20 protein-coding genes and 1 tRNA gene are annotated in these 18,160 nt (G+C 68.0%); 9 read left to right on the top strand and 12 right to left on the bottom strand.

The features are described from left to right. Positions 1-4 precede the first annotated feature (4 nt). Positions 5-238 carry a hypothetical protein gene (locus O3I_RS03135; protein ID WP_014981442.1) on the bottom strand — a complete coding sequence of 78 codons (234 nt, stop codon included), beginning with the start codon at positions 236-238 and terminating at the stop codon, positions 5-7. Positions 239-417: 179 nt separating this feature from the next. On the opposite strand from O3I_RS03135, the gene O3I_RS03130 reads away from it, so the two are divergent. After that, positions 418-1,620, top strand: a complete 1,203-nt coding sequence (locus O3I_RS03130) for a sensor histidine kinase (RefSeq protein WP_014981441.1) — start codon at positions 418-420, stop codon at positions 1,618-1,620. Continuing rightward, positions 1,617-2,288, top strand: coding sequence for a response regulator (locus O3I_RS03125; RefSeq protein ID WP_014981440.1), 672 nt, complete (start codon positions 1,617-1,619; stop codon positions 2,286-2,288). Before O3I_RS03130 ends, O3I_RS03125 begins: the two co-directional genes overlap by 4 nt. Before the next feature lie 24 nt (positions 2,289-2,312). On the opposite strand, the gene O3I_RS03120 is transcribed toward O3I_RS03125, so the two are convergent. The 6 genes from O3I_RS03120 to O3I_RS03095 form a co-directional block, all read right to left on the bottom strand. Continuing rightward, entirely contained in the window at positions 2,313-3,245 is a 933-nt protein-coding gene (locus tag O3I_RS03120; protein WP_014981439.1) for an alpha/beta hydrolase, read from the bottom strand. Positions 3,246-3,400: 155 nt separating this feature from the next. Beyond that, entirely contained in the window at positions 3,401-3,823 is a 423-nt protein-coding gene (locus tag O3I_RS03115) for an HIT family protein (RefSeq protein ID WP_041562381.1), read from the bottom strand. 257 nt (positions 3,824-4,080) lie between these two features. After that, positions 4,081-4,674 carry a hypothetical protein gene (locus O3I_RS03110; RefSeq protein WP_141691810.1) on the bottom strand — a complete coding sequence of 198 codons (594 nt, stop codon included), beginning with the start codon at positions 4,672-4,674 and terminating at the stop codon, positions 4,081-4,083. Positions 4,675-4,737: 63 nt separating this feature from the next. Continuing rightward, positions 4,738-6,159, bottom strand: a complete 1,422-nt coding sequence (purB, locus tag O3I_RS03105; protein WP_014981436.1) for an adenylosuccinate lyase — start codon at positions 6,157-6,159, stop codon at positions 4,738-4,740. Between the two features lie 6 nt (positions 6,160-6,165). Continuing rightward, positions 6,166-6,804, bottom strand: coding sequence for a TetR/AcrR family transcriptional regulator (locus O3I_RS03100; protein ID WP_014981435.1), 639 nt, complete (start codon positions 6,802-6,804; stop codon positions 6,166-6,168). Positions 6,805-6,932: 128 nt separating this feature from the next. Beyond that, positions 6,933-8,051 carry a pyridoxal phosphate-dependent aminotransferase gene (locus O3I_RS03095; RefSeq protein WP_041562380.1) on the bottom strand — a complete coding sequence of 373 codons (1,119 nt, stop codon included), beginning with the start codon at positions 8,049-8,051 and terminating at the stop codon, positions 6,933-6,935. 183 nt (positions 8,052-8,234) lie between these two features. Between O3I_RS03095 and O3I_RS03090 the strand changes: the two genes are divergently transcribed. Next, positions 8,235-9,224: a M23 family metallopeptidase gene (locus tag O3I_RS03090; protein WP_014981433.1), complete on the top strand. Its 990-nt coding sequence runs from the start codon at positions 8,235-8,237 to the stop codon at positions 9,222-9,224. A gap of 5 nt (positions 9,225-9,229) precedes the next feature. Here O3I_RS03090 and purD read toward each other — a convergent pair whose 3' ends face one another. Further along, on the bottom strand, positions 9,230-10,543 hold the full coding sequence (purD, locus tag O3I_RS03085) for a phosphoribosylamine--glycine ligase (protein ID WP_014981432.1): 1,314 nt from the start codon (positions 10,541-10,543) through the stop codon (positions 9,230-9,232). Between the two features lie 161 nt (positions 10,544-10,704). On the opposite strand from purD, the gene O3I_RS03080 reads away from it, so the two are divergent. Beyond that, positions 10,705-11,082: a PH domain-containing protein gene (locus O3I_RS03080; protein ID WP_014981431.1), complete on the top strand. Its 378-nt coding sequence runs from the start codon at positions 10,705-10,707 to the stop codon at positions 11,080-11,082. A gap of 30 nt (positions 11,083-11,112) precedes the next feature. After that, positions 11,113-11,538, top strand: coding sequence for an HIT family protein (locus O3I_RS03075; RefSeq protein WP_014981430.1), 426 nt, complete (start codon positions 11,113-11,115; stop codon positions 11,536-11,538). 465 nt (positions 11,539-12,003) lie between these two features. On the opposite strand, the gene O3I_RS03070 is transcribed toward O3I_RS03075, so the two are convergent. The 3 genes from O3I_RS03070 to O3I_RS03060 form a co-directional block, all read right to left on the bottom strand. Continuing rightward, a tRNA-Thr gene (locus tag O3I_RS03070) sits at positions 12,004-12,075 on the bottom strand. A 120-nt stretch (positions 12,076-12,195) separates the two neighbouring features. Then, positions 12,196-12,438, bottom strand: a complete 243-nt coding sequence (locus O3I_RS03065) for an MbtH family protein (RefSeq protein WP_011207082.1) — start codon at positions 12,436-12,438, stop codon at positions 12,196-12,198. 170 nt (positions 12,439-12,608) lie between these two features. After that, positions 12,609-13,442, bottom strand: a complete 834-nt coding sequence (locus O3I_RS03060) for an alpha/beta fold hydrolase (protein WP_014981428.1) — start codon at positions 13,440-13,442, stop codon at positions 12,609-12,611. Between the two features lie 166 nt (positions 13,443-13,608). Between O3I_RS03060 and O3I_RS45330 the strand changes: the two genes are divergently transcribed. The 4 genes from O3I_RS45330 (at position 13,609) to O3I_RS03040 (ending at position 17,693) form a co-directional block, all read left to right on the top strand. Next, positions 13,609-13,779 carry a hypothetical protein gene (locus O3I_RS45330; RefSeq protein ID WP_014981427.1) on the top strand — a complete coding sequence of 57 codons (171 nt, stop codon included), beginning with the start codon at positions 13,609-13,611 and terminating at the stop codon, positions 13,777-13,779. A 90-nt stretch (positions 13,780-13,869) separates the two neighbouring features. Continuing rightward, complete coding sequence (locus O3I_RS03050) at positions 13,870-15,423, top strand: alpha,alpha-trehalose-phosphate synthase (UDP-forming) (protein WP_051066882.1); 1,554 nt, start codon at positions 13,870-13,872, stop codon at positions 15,421-15,423. Between the two features lie 69 nt (positions 15,424-15,492). Continuing rightward, positions 15,493-16,230, top strand: a complete 738-nt coding sequence (locus O3I_RS03045) for a response regulator transcription factor (protein WP_041562379.1) — start codon at positions 15,493-15,495, stop codon at positions 16,228-16,230. Further along, on the top strand, positions 16,227-17,693 hold the full coding sequence (locus O3I_RS03040; protein WP_014981424.1) for a sensor histidine kinase: 1,467 nt from the start codon (positions 16,227-16,229) through the stop codon (positions 17,691-17,693). The genes O3I_RS03045 and O3I_RS03040 overlap by 4 nt, the downstream gene beginning before the upstream one ends. Here the strand turns inward: O3I_RS03040 and O3I_RS03035 are convergent. Continuing rightward, positions 17,680-18,159 (bottom strand): hypothetical protein, encoded by a 480-nt coding sequence (locus O3I_RS03035; protein ID WP_014981423.1) that lies wholly within the window; start codon positions 18,157-18,159, stop codon positions 17,680-17,682. The two genes, O3I_RS03040 and O3I_RS03035, sit on opposite strands and share 14 nt — an antisense overlap. Position 18,160: the final 1 nt, after the last annotated feature.

The following is an 18,160-nucleotide window of genomic DNA, read 5'->3' as shown; positions in this document are numbered from 1 at the left end:
CAGATCAACCTTCCAGTACCTTCACCTTGTCGTTCGCCCGGCCCGCGAGGATCGCGCCGAGCGCCGCCAGCACGACGAGCCCGGCCAGTTCGCCGAGCCAGCCGCCCGGCACCCAGTCGAACAGGCCCCACAGCTGCGATTTCCGGTGATCGATCAGCAGCCGGATGACCGCCTGTGCCGAGGCGACCAGCACGACCATGCCGACGATCTGCACGCCGATCCACGCGTTCTTGCCCATTCCGGTCTTCCTTTCGTCGCTGTGCCCGGTTCAGACACCCCGGGTGCCGTCCTCATGGTTCGCCGCACACCCTGAACCGCGCATCGGTCATCGGTCGGGCGCGGGTTCATCCTTTGGTCGCTCGCGATTCGCCCTGCAGAGCGATGCGCGCGCCGACGACCCCCACATAGAGTCACCTCATGTCCAGCGCTCCCCTGTCGTCGGCACCGCCGCTGCGGTGGTGGTCGCACGCCTGGCGGCTGGCGGTGGCGGCGCTGATCGGCGGGCTGGCCTGGAACACCTCCCAGGTCGAGATGGCACCGCTCGACGGCATGCAGCTGGCCTGGTTCCGCGTGGTCGATCCGCTGCTCGGCGTGGCCTGCATCCTGCTCACGCTGCTGCGGCGCCGGTACCCGGTGACCATCGCGGCGATCGTGACGGTGGTGTCCACCGTGTCGGTGACCGCGAACGGCGCGGCCGCCCTCGTCCTGTGCTCGCTGGCCACGCGCAGGCGGTACGCCGAGACGATCGCGATGTCGATCGTCTGCATCGGCACCGGCTTGCTCACCGACACTGTCTTCTATCCCAAACGCCCTGACATCCAGCCGGATTGGTACGGGCCGACCGTGCTCACGGCCACCGTTGCCGCCATCGTCGCGATCGGCTTCGCAGTGGGCGCACGCCGAGATCTGGTGTGGTCGTTGCGTTCCCGAGCCGAAACCGCCGAACGTGAGCAGCACGCGCGCGCCGCCGAGGCCCGGCTGCTGGAACGCAACCGCATCGCGCGGGAGATGCACGACGTACTGGCGCACCGGATTTCGGTGGTGGCGATGCACGCCGGGGCGCTCGGCTTCCGCACCGACCTGACCAGGGAACAAACCGCGGCGACCGCGAAAACCATTGCCGAGAACGCCCATCTGGCGCTGCAGGAGCTGCGCGAGGTACTCGGCGTGCTGCGCGCCGACACCGCGCTCGACGACACCCCGGAACCGCCGCAACCCACCCTGGCCGACCTGGAGCGGCTGGTCGCCGAAGCCCGCGCGACGGGCATGGACGTGTCGATCACCGACACCACCACCGCCGAACTCCCCGCGACCAGCGCCCGCACCGCGTATCGCATCGCCCAGGAGGGGCTGACCAACGCGCGCAAACATTCACCCGGCGCGCCGGTGCGGGTGCGCATCGACGGCGGCCCCGGTGGCGACCTGACCGTCGTCGTCGGCAACGCCGCCGCGCGAGCGCCCGGGCTGTCCATCCCGTCCTCCGGATACGGCCTGCTCGGTCTCACCGAACGCGCCGAATTGGTCGGCGGCACCCTCGATTACGGACCGGACCCGGCCGGCGGGTACCGCCTGCGCGCGGTGCTGCCCTGGCCCGCCGCCGTCAGCACAGGTGAGCGATGACCGCGCCGATCCGCGTGGTCGTCGTCGACGACGAACCGCTGGCCCGCTCCGCCTTGACGCTGATCCTCGGCGGCGATCCGGAGCTGGCACTGGTCGGCGAGGCCGCCAACGGTGAACAGGCGCTCGCCGTGGTACGCGAGCAACGACCCGATCTGGTGCTGATGGACATCCGGATGCCGGTACGCGACGGACTCGACGCCACCCGCGAACTGCTGAGCCGCGCCGATCCGCCGCGCGTGGTCGTGCTGACCACCTTCGACGCCGACGAGATGGTGTTGCAGGCGTTGCGCATCGGCGCGCACGGATTCCTGCTCAAGGACACGCCACCCGCCGAGATCGTCAGCGCGATCAAACAGGTCGCGGCGGGCAAGCCCATGCTGTCGCCCAGCGTGACCGCGCAGCTGATCTCGGTGGCCACCGCCGCACCCAGCGCGGACGAGGCGGCTCGCGAGCCGGCCCGCCGTGCCCTGGCCGTCCTCACCGATCGGGAACGCGAGATCGCCGAAGCCATCGGACGCGGGCTGTCCAACTCCGATATCGCCAAAGAACTACACCTCAGCGTCGCCACGGTGAAGTCGCACATCAGCAGACTGCTCACCAAGCTCGGCGCGGAGAACCGGGTGCAGATCGCGATCCTGGTGCTCACCGCGGGCCGCCCCGGCACGTGATCCGCTGGGCCGCAACGGAACCGGTCAGGCGCCGATGGCAGGCGCGATGGTCGGCCATGACGCGTGCAAAGTGTCCTGCCAGTACGACCAGGAGTGAGTTCCGGTGGGGCTGTAGTCGACTCGGGCCGGAATGCCCAGGGCGCGCAAGCGTTGCTCGAAGGCGACCACACAGGTGTTGACGCCGACCTCGACCGGGCCGCCGAGGAAAATGTTCTCAGCCAGTTGCGGTTTGATCTCCAGCTCGTGCGGTCCCGGCAGGCCGGTGCCGGACGAAAGGTAGATCGTTTTGCCGCGCAGATTCTCCACCAGCAGCGCGGGATCGTGTTCGGCCCACGCCGGACTACCCGGCGGACCCCACATGTTCACCGGATTCCCGCCGCGGTTGGCGATCGAGAACATCGTCGCGCCCATCGCCAAACCCGTGTCGGGACAGGCGCTGTAGCCCGCGACCGCGCGATACAGCCACGGCTTACGGGCGGCGAGAATGAAGGCCGCGTTGCCGCCCATGGAGAGCCCGCCGATGGCGTTGACGCCGTTGCCGTTGAACGCCGCATCGATCAGCGGCGGCAGCTCCTCGGTCAGGAACGTTTCCCAGCGGTAATGGCCGAAGCGGGGATCGTCCTGCTGCCAGTCGGTGTAGTAGCTGGCCTGGCCGCCGACGGGCAGCACCACATTGACGCGCGAACCCGCGAAGAAATGCTCCGCGTCGGTCGCGTTCGTCCAGGTGCTCTGGGTCAGTCCGGGGTCGAGCCCGTCCAGCAGGTAATAGGTCGGCCGGGCGCCGCCGCCGGCCGGATGCAGCACTTGCACCTGGATGGTCCGGCCCATCGCGGGTGAATCGATGAACAGCGCCGCACGGGTGGGCGTCATGCGGTCGATGCGCTCGATCTGCGCGGCCGCCGCCGTGCCGGAACCCACCACCGTGGGTACGGCCAGGCCCAGCGCCAAGGCCAGCACTGACACAGCAACCGATGTTCGCCGCACGTCCCCACCTCCATCACCGCAAGACAATGACCTTCAAGGTAACTCACAGCAAGACGGGACGGAAGAGATCTTGATTCCGGGCTTCTATTCAGCAAACTGTCCGGTATGTATGCGCTACACCCGGCGGCTCAGCGCTCGAGTGCCCCACGGATCGACCCGGCCAGATAATCCAGATCGGCGCGCGGCGGACTGGTCGGGCGGCCACGCAAACCGAATCCGTCCCCGAGTGTCCGCGGAATGACGTGCAGATGCACATGGAACACCTCCTGCCCCGCCGTAACCCCGTCGGCCAGAAAGAAATTCACCCCGTCGCAGCCGACCTCGCTGACCCGCAACGCCGCCGCCACCCGCTGCCCCACCTGAAACAGCTTGCCGCCCACCACCGGATCCAGCTCCGCCAGACTCCGCGCCGCCACCTTCGGCACCACCAGCACATGCCCCGGCGTCATCGGCCGAATATCCATGAACGCCAACACATCGTCGTCCTCGAAGACCCGGCTCGCCGGAGCCCGCCCAGCCACAATGTCACCAAAAATCGTGTACGGATTCACCGCAGCACCCTAACCCCACCCCATCCCACCCCAGCGAAATCCGCTACCGCCACACCCTGCCGACCGGCCATACTGCCACCAGCTCCTGGCACTAGCCGGGAGAAGTGAACCCGGCTCTTCACCGGACGGTGGGCAGTCGGGTTTCGCGCTATCTGCGGCACTCCACCTCGAAGATGTGCTGCGGCCGCGGGCAACATGATTCAAACGACTGGCCCCCTCTCGACAACCTGCTGTAGCATCAGTCATAGCTTCTGGCACTAGCTGGAAGAAGTGGACCCGGGTCCTGGCCGGACGACCAGCATCCGGGTTTCGCGCTGCAGTGGGGGCTTATTCACGTCGAATACCAGTCGGACGAGGGGCATGATGGTCAACCGCCATCGCCCTCCGGCGCCGAAGGCCCACGCCGCGGCGTCTGCCCACCACAGGCACGGCTCCGTATGGGGCGGCATGTGGGCGTATTGCAGCTCGGCAGACGCCTTACGAAGCGCGGTCGCAATGGACTGCCGATCGCGTTGGTCCTGATTCTCCCGAGACTCGATGACCAGCCGAGCAGCCTTGATCTCGACCAGATCAGTGACCAACTCCGTCATACAGCTGTGCCGCACACTGACCTCGCGACCACGCCCTTCATAGATGGCAACACCCACTCCAACACACTGGGCCATGGCCGCGATGATGTGCCGCTGCCGCTGTTCCGACTCGTCGTTGAAGTGCCAGCGCCGCTGACCGGGTAAACAGAAGCTGCGCACCAGCGCCCGCGCACGGTGCAGTTGCTCGCCGCGTATCAGGACCGCGCAGAGAATGTACCTGTCCCGGCGGATCGATTCGTCCACGAAGGCGTGAATGGCCACCGTGGGACGATAGCGGTCGCCCATGACAACCGCGATCGAATTCCGGCGAAATCGTTGCTCTCGCTACAGGATTGGCGAGGGGGTGTAGCGAGCCGCTTCGGGGTTGGCGTCGACGAGTTTCTGGACGGCCGCGATGACATCGGAGACCTGGGCCTCGGCGGCGCCGATGAAGGCGGACTTGTCGGCGAGGGCGGTGTCGAGGGCGGCGCGGTCGAGCGGGAGCCGCTCGTCGGCGGCGAGGCGGTCGAGCAGATCGGGTTCGCGGCCTTGTTCGCGCATGGCGAGGGCGACGGCGACGGCATGCTCCTTGATGACCTCGTGCGCGGTTTCGCGGCCCACGCCGGTGCGGACCGCGGCCATCAGGATCCGGGTGGTGGCCAGGAACGGCAGGTAGCGGTCGAGTTCGCGGGCGATCACGGCCGGGTAGGCGCCGAATTCGGCGAGCACGGTGAGGAAGGTTTCCATCATGCCGTCGATCGCGAAGAACGCGTCGGGCAGTGCGACGCGGCGCACCACCGAACAGAACACGTCGCCTTCGTTCCATTGCGCGCCGGCCAGTTCGGCGGCCATCGAGGCGTACCCGCGCAACACCACCTGCAGTCCGTTGACCCGTTCGCACGAGCGAGTGTTCATCTTGTGCGGCATCGCCGAGCTGCCCACCTGGCCGGGCTGGAAGCCTTCGGTGACCAGTTCGTGCCCGGCCATCAGCCGGATGGTGTGCGCGAACGAGGACGGACCGGCGCCCACCTGCACGAGCGCGGACAGCACATCGTGGTCGAGCGAGCGCGGATACACCTGGCCGACGCTGGTCAGCACGTTCGCGAACCCGAGATGCCGCGCGACCTGCTGCTCCAACCGGGACAGCTTCGCCGGGTCGCCGCCGAGCAGGTCGAGCATGTCCTGGGCGGTGCCCATCGGGCCCTTGATTCCGCGCAGCGGATACCGCTCGATCAGCTCACGCACCCGGGTGAGCGCGATGAGCAGTTCGTCGGCGGCCGAGGCGAACCGTTTGCCCAGCGTCGTGGCCTGCGCGGCGACATTGTGCGAGCGTCCCGCCATCACCAGGGTCTGATATTCGGCGGCCCGCTCGGCCAGCCGGGCCGCGACCGCGACACCGTGCGCGTACACGTGCTCGAGCGAGAGCCGGATCTGCAGCTGCTCCACGTTCTCGGTGAGGTCGCGGCTGGTCATGCCCTTGTGCACGTGTTCGTGCCCGGCCAGCGCGTTGAACTCCTCGATACGCGCCTTCACGTCGTGGCGGGTGACCCGTTCCCGTTCGGCGATGGACGCCAGATCGACCTGCTCGAGCACACGCTCGTAATCGTCGAGTACGCCTGCGGGAAGGTCGATTCCGAGTTCCGACTGCGCCCGCAGCACCTCCAGCCAGAGTCGCCGTTCGAGCACGATCTTGTGTTCGGGCGACCACAGCCGCACCAGTTCGGGGCTGGCGTAACGGGTGGCGAGGACGTTCGGAACGAGAGTCACGTCTGGTCAGTCTAATGTGCGGAAACGGTCCACTTGCTGGGGCGTCGCCGGGGCGACGATGTCGATCACCTCGAGCAGGGCGCCGCGCGCCATCCGGCGGGGTTCGGGGTCGAGTTCGGTGAGTGCCGCGACCACCGCGCCGTCCACCACGGCGACCAGTCTGCGGAGTTGTTCGGGCCGGACGAGCCGATCGGAGCGGCGCAGCACGTCGGCGAGCAGTTCGTCGAGCTGGGCGCGCAACCGTAGCTGCACCTCCCGCAGCTCGGGGTGCCGCGCCGAGGCGACCGAGCGCTCGTAGCGGGCGATCAACTGCCCGCGCGCGCCCTCGTCGTGCCCGTCGGTGCCCACCAGCAGATCGAGCACCAGATCGACGGTCGCCTCGGCGCCGCGGCGGCGGTGACTCACCTCGCCGACCCGGCGGCGCATGGCGTCGAGTTCCACGTTCCCGCTGAATTCGACCGCGCGCGCGATCAGGTCTTCCAGCGATTCGAAGTAGTAGGTGGTCGACGCCAAGGGAAGGTCGGCGCGGGTCGCGACCGAACGGTGCCGCACTGCCTCGAATCCGCCTTCGAGCAACAACTCGGCGGCAGCAGCTACCAAAGCCTGGCGACGCCGTTCGCCTTTCGGGGTCGTCGCGGTGATCACCGTGCCATCGTGCCAGTCGTCATCAGTTCTTCCAGGGGAAATCAGCGAGGAAAAGCAACCATCGATGTTTTACCGTATCCGCGCGGTCATGGTGTCGAACTGCGGAAAGTTGTTGCCGTACACGACGATCAGACTGCGAGATAGTGCCCTAGACGAAGCAGCGCCGCCTCGATGTCGGCGGTGGCGCCCGCGAAGGAGAACCGCACTGTCCGATTTCCGTGCACCGTATCGAAGTCCAGGCCGGGCGCGAGCGCGACCCCGGTGTGGTCGAGCACGTCGGCGCACCAGGCGCGCGCGTCGTCGGTGAGGTGACCGATATCGGCGTAGGCGTAGAACGCGCCGTCGGCCGGGGCCAGGTCGGTGATGCCCAGTTTCGGCAGCCCGTCCAGCAGCAACTGCCGGTTGAGCGCATAGCGCCGCACGTGCCCGTCGAGTTCGGCTTTCGCCTCGGCACCGAACGCGTGCAGGGCCGCGTACTGCGAGATGGCCGGCGGGCACACGGTCAGATTGGAGGCGAGCCGCTGCAACGCGGGGCGCAACCCGGCCGGGGCGAGCATCCAGCCGAGCCGCCAACCGGTCATCGAGAAGTATTTGGAGACCGAGCCGATGACCACCGACTCCCGCGAGGTCTCCCACGCGGACGAGGTCGCGGTATCCGCACCCGCGTAGGTGATGCCGTGATAGATCTCGTCGGAGATGAGCAAGGTGCCGTGCTCGTCGCACCAGCGCGCCAGCGCCGCGAGTTCGGCGGGCGCGATCATGGTGCCGGTCGGGTTCGCCGGACTCGCGACGACCAGCCCCGCCGGCGGTTCCGGCAACGCCTCCAGCATGGCCACGGTCGGCTGGAACCGGGTCTCCGCGCCGCAGTCCAGTTCGACGACCCGGCAGCCGAGCGCGGTGAGGGTGTTGCGGTAGGCCGGATAACCGGGCCGGGCCACCACGACGGTGTCCCCCGGGTCGAAGGCGGCCAAGAAGATCAGGGAGAACGCACCCGACGATCCGGTCGTGATCACGACATCGTCCGGGTCCACCGGGTAGCCGTAGGTCACGGTGTGGTGCGCCGCGATCACCTCGCGCAGCGGGAGGATGCCGAATGTCTCGGTGTAGCCGAGCAATTCGGATTCGATCGCGGTTCTCGTCGCGCGCAGCACCGGCGCGGGTGCGGGCGTCGACGGCTGGCCGGCGGCGAGTACCAGCACATCGCCGTGCGTTCTGGCCCGTTGCGCCGCAGCTTTCCAGACATCCATCACGTAGAAAGGTGGAATGGTCGACCGGCGAGATTCTCTGGACACCCGCAAGACGCTAGACGGTGTCCCCCGACGGCAGCGCGCGGCTGCCGGGCTTTCGTCTCGTCGCGCAGACTCCGCCGTCTCCCGTCGTCGTGCCTGCCGGTCCTGCACGCGGCCGCGACCAGGGTTATGGTCGCTTTGATGCTCGAGAATGCTCGACGAGCCGGCCTCGACCGGGTGCGCGGAGTGGGCGGCATCGTGGTCATTCCGCCGGATTGGCGTGCCCGGATGCGGGAGAAACCCGTCCGGGGCATCCGCGTGCTGTTCGATCGAGTGAAACTAGGTGAGCTGCTGCGACACCGGCCCGACCCTCGGGAACTGTGGCGGCGACGGGCCGAGTTACCCGAACTGTGGGCACAGCGGCGACCCGATCGGGACAAACTACTCGCGCTGCTGCGCAAGCATCGCGTGCTGCTGGCCGGGCTGGCGGCCACCGCCGTGTTCGCCGCGGGCGACACCGCCTACACCGGCACCATCAGCGATCAACTTCCCGACGTGGACCACGTACAGCGCGTGGCGGTGGCCTATCCCTTGCAGATGCAGACCACACCACCCTCGGTACGCCGCTACCTGAACGCCATCGCCAACGGTGAACGCCTGCGCGAACAAGCCGTGGTGGCAGCCGCCGCGCGAGCCACCCTGGAGCGTGCCAAGGCCGAAGCCGCCGCCGCGGCGGCGGGCGAATACCAACCGTGGATGGCGGGCGGCACCCTCCCGAATCCCGGCGCGGTGCTGCCCGGCATGGGCGGTTTCGTCATGCCCGCACGCGGCGTGTTCACCTCCGGGTTCGGTTCGCGCTGGGGCACCTTCCACAACGGCATCGACATCGCGGGCCCGATCGGCACGCCGATCTACGCGGTCGCCAACGGCACCGTCATCGACGCGGGCCCCGCCGAAGGATTCGGGCTGTGGGTGCGCATCCGGCACGACGACGGCTCGATCACCGTGTACGGGCACATGTACGACTTCTTCGTGTCCCGCGGCGAGCGCGTCCCCGCGGGTATGCAGATCGCGCGCATGGGCAACCGCGGCGACTCTACCGGCCCGCACCTGCACTTCGAGGTCATCGTCGGCGGTCAGCACGTGGACCCCCGCCAATGGCTGGCGGTGCACGGCCTGAACTTCGGCTGAGGCCGCTACGCCTCCCGGGTCTGGCCCGAATTCGCGGAGGCGCGGTCCGGCACGGCGATGCGGTCTTCCACCGCGGCGAGACCGATATCGGTGCGGTAGTGACTGCCCGGCAGCTTGATCGCGGTGATCCGCGCGTAGGCGTTGGTTCGCGCCTCGGCCAGGTCGGCGCCCACACCGACGACGTTGAGCACCCGGCCGCCCGCCGAGATCAGCGCGCCGTCTTCGCGTAACGCGGTGCCCGCGTGCAGCACCGCCGCGGTGTCGTCGAGCGCACCGTCACCGGCGCCGGAGATCACATCGCCGATGCGCGGGCGGCCCGGGTAGTTCTCGGCCGCGACGACCACCGTGATCGCCGAACCGTCCCGCCAGCGCGGCGGCTCGACCTCGGCCAGGGTGCCGGTCGCGGTGGCGTTGAGCAGTTCACCGAGCGGGCTCTCCAGCAGGGCGAGCACCGCCTGGGTCTCGGGATCGCCGAAGCGGCAATTGAATTCGACCACGGCGGGCCCGGCGACCCCCATCGCGAGGCCCGCGTACAGCAGTCCGGAGAAGCCGCTGCCGCGCCGAACCAGTTCGGCGGCAACGGGTTTCACCACGTCTTCGACAATCGCGGTTACCGCGTCCGGGGACAGCCAGGGCAGCGGTGTGTACGCGCCCATGCCGCCGGTGTTCGGACCGGTGTCGCCGTCACCGACCCGCTTGTGGTCCTGCGCGGGCAGCAACGGCACCACCGTCTCGCCGTCGACCAGACAGAACAGCGAGACTTCCGGCCCGTCCAGGAACGATTCCAGCAGCACCGGATGGCCCTGTTCGAGCAGTTCGGCACCGTGATCGCGGGCCGCCGACCGGTCGGCGGTGACCACCACGCCCTTGCCCGCGGCCAGGCCGTCGTCCTTCACCACCCAGGTCGGGCCGAAGCGGTCCAGTGCCGCGTCGAGGTCGGCGGGATTGTCCACGATCTCGCTGTGCGCGGTGCGCACCTCCGCCGCCGCCATCACATCCTTGGCGAAGGCCTTCGAGCCCTCGATCCGCGCGGCCGCGGCCGACGGGCCGAAACAGGCGATACCCGCGGCCCGCACCGCGTCGGCCACACCGAGCACCAGGGGCACCTCGGGACCGATCACCACCAGGTCTGCCGCCACGTCGGTGGCCAGCGCGACCACGGCCTCCGCGGAGCACGGATCAACCGGCCGGGTCTGCGCGTGCTGGGCGATGCCAGCGTTGCCCGGGGCGGCGACGATCCCCGTCACCGCGGGGTCCCTGCGCAGCGCAAGGACGAGGGCATGTTCACGGGCTCCGGAACCGATGACGAGTACGCGCACGGCAGACAGCTTAGGTGAAGCCGCAGGAAGCCACGCCTCGGCTCATGAACGATAGGCGACCATCGAATATCAGCTTCGCGACGCGCATCATGGAAGGGGGACGGTTCCGGCATACCGCCGCGGGCCTGCCACACCCAGATCGTGCGAAGGACGGGGAAACGATGGGCCTGATCGACGGAATCATGGGCAATGCCGGACGGATCGATCCCGGTCGGGCACAACAGGAATACGCGAAACTGATGGGTGAGGGCGAACAGATCTATGCCGCGTACCTGCTGGTGCGTGACGCCATCCTGTTCACCAATCGCCGCCTGATCCTGGTCGACAAGCAGGGCATGACCGGACGCAAGGTGAGCTATCACAGCATTCCGTACCGGGCGATCACGCATTTCTCGGTGGAGACCGCGGGCACCTTCGATCTGGACGCCGAGCTCGCCATCTGGATCTCCGGCAATCCCGATCCGTTGCAGAAACGGTTCAACCGTCAGGTGGACATCTACGAGGTGCAGGGCATCCTGTCGCACTTCGTGTCGGTGTAGTCCGCGCCGGGCCGGACTAGTCTGCGCTGTATGGCTTCTGTCTTCAGCGCGATCATCGCCGGTCAGCTCCCGGGTCGATTCGTGTGGGAGGACGACGAATTCGTCGGCTTCCTCACGATCGCCCCGGTCACCACGGGACACACCCTCGTGGTGCCCCGCAAGGAGATCGATCAGTGGCAGGACGTCGATACCGAGACGTTCGCCAGGTTGACCGCCGTCGCCCAGAAGATCGGGCAGGCGGTGCGGCAGGCATGGGATGCGCCGCGCGCGGGCCTGCTCGTCGCCGGACTGGAGGTGCCGCACCTGCATGTCCATGTCTTCCCGGCGTTCACCATGGGCGACTTCGACATCTCGGGCGCGGACACCGACCCGTCGCCCGAATCCATGGACGACGCACAGATCAGGATCAAGCAGGCGCTGCGCGACCTCGGCTACGGAGCGAACGTGCCCGACTGAGCCCGTCGCACATGATGTTTGACCCAAGGGTGGCCGGGCGCCGAAACAGGTTGCCTGGTCACCCTTTTCGGCGCCTCGGCCGACTCTTCCCGCGGCGGCCACACCGGCAACCCGTAGCCCTCCGGCATCCGCTCCAGTTCGTCACAGATGTCGTTGATCAACTGACTCGTGCTCGGGCGCATCGGTTTTCCCCTCCGTTTCACACGCGGTCGACCCCAACCGCTGCCACCACAACTACCAGGCAGGTACGACAACTCTCGCCGCCGTCTTGCCCCCAATACGTCCGCGCCCTACCCGAGCACTACGTCCGCACCATGTCCCAAGCACGCCGATAGGCGCGCCGAAACCGACGCGCCTATCTACTCGGAGCCCCTTGTCAGGATTGAACTGACGACCTTTCGCTTACAAATCAGGCAGGGCCTCTACCGACCGAACGAGCGCGCCGTTACAGACGCGCTCGTCTCGAGCCCCCTGTCAGGATTGAACTGACGACCTTTCGCTTACAAGGCGAGTGCTCTACCACTGAGCTAAGGAGGCGGGTCCGCTCGAAAGCGGTTGCCATCATAACCGGGCACGCCGACTGCGTGACACCGGCATTGCGGTGTCACGCAGACGGCGATCGATCAAATGTCCCGGCGCAGTATCAGATACCGCGGATCAGGACTGGGCGCCCTGGCGGGCCGCATCGTCGGCGGCCATCGCGTCACGCAGGCTCTTCGGACGCATATCCGTCCAGTTCTTCTCGACGTACTCGACGCAGGCGGCCCGGCTGTCCTCACCGAACACAACACGCCATCCGGCCGGGACCTCCGCGAAGGCGGGCCACAGGGAGTGCTGCTCTTCGTCGTTGACCAGGACGAAGAAGCGGCCGTCTTCGTCATCGAAGGGGTTGGTGCTCAATTTCACCTCACTGGATACTGGCGCTATGTACGGGACCGCTCGTGGTTCACCCGGCACAGGCCCGATGAACCGAGGTTCCACGGACGTCCGCACCGTTAGAGTCCCGAGCGTAGTTTCGACCCTAGCAAGGCAGACGTTACGCCTGGGCGGTTACCTCTGGCGGTGAGAACTCAGCTCGCGAAAAAATCAAGCAGGATCTTGTTGACCGTTTCCGGCTGTTCCAGGTAGCCGAAGTGGCCCGCATCGGGGACTTCTTGGTAGCGCGCACCGGGAATCACCTCGGCAATCTCCCTGGACAGGTAGGGCGGGATCATCCGGTCGTCGGCGAAGCCGACGGACAGGCACGGCACGGTGATCGCGCGGTAGGCCTGCACCCGCTCGAAGTCGTGATCCATCCGGCGCTGGGCGCGGATGCCCGGCGGCACCGGGCCGCCGGTGAATTCGAACAGGTCGAGCCAGTCGCGGGCCGAGTTCGGTTCGGCCATCGTCGCGGGCGAGAGGTTCATCACGGCGGTCACCGCGGCCTCGTACTTGGCCGGCAGCTTGACGCCGCCGGCGTCGAGTTCGTGTTCGCCGAGCGAGAGGGTCTTCTGGAACTGGTCGAGCCGCCCGTGGCCGGCCATGAAGACGGCCTTGCGCACGAGTTCGGGCCGGGCCAACGCCAATTCCTGAGCCACCCGCGCACCCATCGAGGTGCCGACGACCAGCGCCGGGCCCTCGTCGAGCAGTTCGATCAGCCCGGCGGTGTCGGCGACCAACTGGTCGATCGTCATGCCGTCGGCCGCCTCGTAGGAGGGCGCGATGCCGCGGTTGTCGAAGGTGCAGACCCGGTAGCCGGCGGCGACCAGTGCGGGCACCTGGTGCAGTTCCCACACCCGCCCGGGGCTGCCGGTGCCCATGATCATGACCACAAGCGGCCCCGACCCCTTGACATCGGTACCCCGCGCACGGTCACCTTTGACCTGGTAGTTGAGGGAAATTCCGTTCACCGTGGCCAGCGGCATATCGACCCTTTCGTGGAGTTGCTGCTGTCCCCCACGGTATAGGGGCGAGCGGGGGCGGCACACCCGGCCGGGGGCCGGTGTGACGCGGGTACCACCCGCTCCTGGCGGCGCCAGATACCATTGACTATTCGCACGTACGAGCGTAGTGAACCGGGAGGACTTGAAGATGGCCGCGAAGGGCAGCGCGAACGACATCGCGGACGATGATCTGGAACCACTGGCCGACGAGACCGCACGACAGGCTCAGCGCGTGGTCGCCGCCTATGCGGAGGACGCCGACGAGTGCCGGATGCTGTTGTCGATGCTCGGCATCGGCCCCAGCTCCCGGGTCGAATAACCCGTACTTATCTTCGACGCCAACGGCGACGTCGAGCTACCCAGATCCTGTGGGACCCAGCGACGCGCAAAGGATGCGTGAGTGGACCAGATGACTTCGTCCGACGGCTCCGAACCCGCCCTAGAAACCCCCGCCGACAACTCGCAAACCCCCGTCGGCCCCGCCGAATCCGGTTCCGGCTTCGTGGTGGTGGCCAATCGGCTTCCGGTCGACCTGGAGCGGCTGCCGGACGGGACGAGCCGGTGGAAACGCAGCCCCGGCGGCCTGGTCACCGCGCTGGAACCGGTGTTGCGCAACAACAAGGGCGCGTGGGTCGGCTGGGCCGGGGTGCCGGACGCGGATGTCGATCCGATCATCGAGGACGGCCTGGAACTGCATCCGGTGCCGCTGTCGGCGGAGGAGGTCGCCGACTATTACGAGGGCTTCTCCAACGGCACGCTGTGGCCGCTGTATCACGATGTGATCGTGCGGCCGGTCTACGACCGCAAGTGGTGGGCCGCCTACGTCACGGTGAACCGGCGCTTCGCCGAAGCGACCGCGAAGGTGGCGGCGGAGGGCGCCACCGTCTGGGTGCAGGACTACCAGTTGCAGCTGGTGCCCAAGATGCTGCGCATGCTGCGGCCCGATCTGACCATCGGTTTCTTCCTGCACATCCCGTTCCCACCGGTCGAGCTGTTCATGCAGATGCCGTGGCGTACCGAGATCGTGGAGGGTCTGCTCGGCGCCGACCTGATCGGCTTCCATCTGCCCGGCGGCGCGCAGAACTTCCTGTATCTGGCGCGCAGGCTGGCGGGTCAGCCGACGTCGCGCGGCACCATCGGCGTCCGTTCCAAACTCGGTGTCGTACAGGTCGGCTTCCGTACGGTGCGGGTGGGCGCGTTCCCGATCTCGATCTCCTCCGCCGAGCTCGACGAGCATTCGCGCCGTCGTTCGATCCGCGAGCGGGCCGCGAAAATCCGTGCGGAGCTGGGCAATCCGAAGACCATCCTGCTCGGTGTCGACCGGCTGGACTACACCAAGGGCATCGATATCCGGCTCAACGCGCTGGAGGAGCTGCTGCTCGAGCAGCGGATCGATCCGGCGGAGACGGTCATGGTGCAGCTGGCCACGCCGAGCCGGGAGCGGGTGGAGAGCTACATCCAGATGCGCGGCGATATCGAGCGCCAGGTCGGCCGGATCAACGGCGAGTTCGCCCGGGTCGGCTACCCGGTGGTGCACTACCTGCACCGTCCGATCCCGCGGGACGAGCTGATCGCCTTCTTCGTCGCCGCCGACGTCATGCTGGTGACGCCGCTGCGCGACGGTATGAACCTGGTCGCCAAGGAGTACGTCGCCTGCCACAGCGGCCTCAACGGTGCCCTGGTGCTGAGCGAATTCACCGGCGCGGCAGCCGAATTGCGCCAGGCCTATCTGTGCAACCCGCACGACCTGGACAGCGTGAAGGACGCGATCGTCTCCGCGATCGAGGACGACCGCGACACCAAACGCCGCCGGATGCGCTCGCTGCGCCGGCAGGTGCTCGCCCACGACGTGGACCGCTGGGCCCGCGCGTTCCTCGAGGCCCTGGCCCAGGATCAGGTCGCGGGCAGCGCCCTGCTCTCCGACGACGACGTCTACCCGGAGGAACGTCAACCCACCCGCTGAATTCCGTTCACAGGAATCACCCAGGTTTGGTCCAGCGACTTCGCAGGAGGATGACGGACCATGAAGCCCATGAGTGGTGCGCCTGCGGAGCAGGCACCCGAGGCGCGGGTGCTGGTGGTAGACGACGAGCCGATGATCGTCGAACTGCTCGCGGTCAGCCTGCGCTACCAGGGCTTCGCGGTGGACACCGCGGCCGATGGCGCGCAGGCGCTGGACAAGGCGCGCACCTTCCGGCCGCAGGCGCTGATCGTGGACGTGATGATGCCGGGCATGGACGGGTTCGGCCTGTTGCGCCGGCTGCGCGCCGACGGCATCGACTCCCCCGTGCTGTTCCTGACCGCGCGCGACGAGATGCAGGACAAGATCACCGGGCTCACCCTCGGCGCCGACGACTACGTCACCAAGCCGTTCAGCCTGGAGGAGGTGGTCGCACGGCTGCGGGTGATCCTGCGCCGGGCCGGGCACACCGCGCCGCAACGGGATAATTCGCGGCTCCGGTTCGAGGACATCGAGCTGGACGACGACACGCACGAAGTGTGGAAGGCGGGCGAGCCGGTCGCGCTGTCGCCCACCGAATTCACGCTGCTGCGCTATTTCATGGTCAACGCGGGCACCGTGCTGAGCAAGCCGCGCATCCTGGATCACGTGTGGCGCTACGACTTCGGCGGTGAGGTCGGCGTGGTCGAGACCTATGTGTCGTATCTGCGCAAGAAGGTCGACACCGGCTCCGAGCGGCTCATTCACACCCTGCGTGGCGTCGGCTATGTGATGCGCGCACCGAGCCGCAGCCGGTCGGCCGGGAAATGAGCCTGGGGCGGATCGGGAGGATTCGCGCCAAGGCCGCCGCCGCGCTGTCGGCCGTCCCGTTGCGGGTGACCTTGATGGTGGTGCTCGTGCTCACCGCCGGGCTCGGCCTGCTCATCTCGGGCGCGGTGGTCACCTCCGGGCTCGAGCAGTCGCTGACCAACCGCACCGATCAGCAGTTGCGCGAAGGCGTGATCGAATGGTCACGCCGGGCCCGGATGCCACCGCCGCCGGTGCTGCCACCGGACCCGCGGCACGCGCCGAGCCAGTTCTACGTGCATTCCACCAGCACGGACGGCCGGACGTTCTTCATCAAGGCTTTCGGTGTCGAGGGTGAGCCCGCGCTGCCGGAGAATTTACCGCGGGGACCGATCACCGTGGGTTCGACGGCCGGCGGGCCGGTCCAGTGGCGAGCGTTGACGCTGCGCGCCCCGGACGGCACCACGACCGTGGCGCTGCCGCTCACCCAGAACAACGACACCGTGCATCGCCTGGTCGTGCTGCAACTGGTCGTCGGGCTGACGGTGCTGGCCGCGCTCGCACTGGTCGCCTATTTCGTCATCCGGCGCAGCCTGCGCCCGCTGCGCCGGGTCGAGAGCACCGCCGCCGCGATCGCCCGCGGTGACCTGTACAGACGAGTTCCGGTGCGCGGCACCAACACCGAGGTCGACAGCCTGTCCCGGTCGCTGAACGGCATGCTCGCGCAGATCCAGCAGGCCTTCGCCAAGACCGAGGCATCCGAGGCGGCCGCCCGGCACTCCGAGGCGAAGATGCGCCAGTTCATCGCCGATGCCAGCCACGAATTGCGCACCCCGCTCACCACCATTCGCGGTTTCGCCGAGCTGTATCGGCAGGGCGCGACCGGCGAGCCCGATCTGTTCATGGACCGCATCGAACGGGAGTCCCAGCGGATGGGCATCCTGGTCGAAGATCTGCTGATGCTGGCCAGGCTGGACGCCCAACGTCCGCTGGAACAGGGGGTGGTGGATCTGCTCGCCGTGGCCAGCGACGCCGTGCACGGCGCCCGCGCCTTGGCCGCGGCGGCCGATCCGGCGGGTCCGCGGCGGCGCATCGAACTCGAAATACAGTCCGGCGAGGGCACTCTGGAGATCGTCGGCGACGAGACCCGGCTCCGTCAGGTGCTGACCAACCTGCTCAACAACGCACTCACGCACACGCCGCCGGAGGCCGCCGTCGCGGTCCGGCTCACCCCGACCGCCGACGACATCGTGCTGGAGGTCGCCGATACCGGCCCCGGCCTGCCACCCGAGGAGGCCGAGCACGTCTTCGAACGCTTCTACCGCACCGACGGCTCGCGCACCCGCAGCAGCGGCGGCACCGGCCTGGGCCTGTCCATCGTCCAGGCGCTGGTCACCGCGCACGGCGGCACGGTGCGCGTACAGAGCGTCGAGGGCATCGGCACCACGTTCACGGTCCGGCTGCCGCGCGGGCTCAGACCGGCGTGACCTGGTCGACCAGCCAGCGGTCGCCGTCCTTCTGCACCGTCGCCTTGACTCGGCTGCCGGTGGTGGTGCCCTGCGGTGAATCCTTGCTGGTGGTCACCTGATTGACGAACAGCAGCACGACCACCTCGGACTTGTCCGCGGACACGATGCCGGCCGCCTGGGTGGTGGCGTGCACCGTGAGCTGCTTCTCCTTCGCACCGGGCGCGATCGCCTGGGTGATCAGCTTCAGATAGTCGTCGCGGAACTTCGGCGACAGGTTGTCGGCCGCCTTGGGCAGTTCCTTGTCCACCGTCTGATAGTCGTAGGTGAACATCGCCGACACCGACCGATCGGCCGCGGCCACCGCGTCCTTGCGGGCCTGTTCCGCCCGATCGTCGTTCCAGATCCGGAATCCGTTGACGCCGAGCACGATCAGTGCCGCCACCGCGACCACACTCGCGCCCGCCAACAGGATCTTGCTGCGCATT

The sequence above is a fragment of the Nocardia brasiliensis ATCC 700358 genome (genome assembly GCF_000250675.2).
GTDB lineage: Bacteria > Actinomycetota > Actinomycetes > Mycobacteriales > Mycobacteriaceae > Nocardia > Nocardia brasiliensis_B.
The sequence above is the reverse complement of the archived record's forward strand: the minus strand, read 5'-3'. Positions and strand labels throughout refer to the sequence as shown.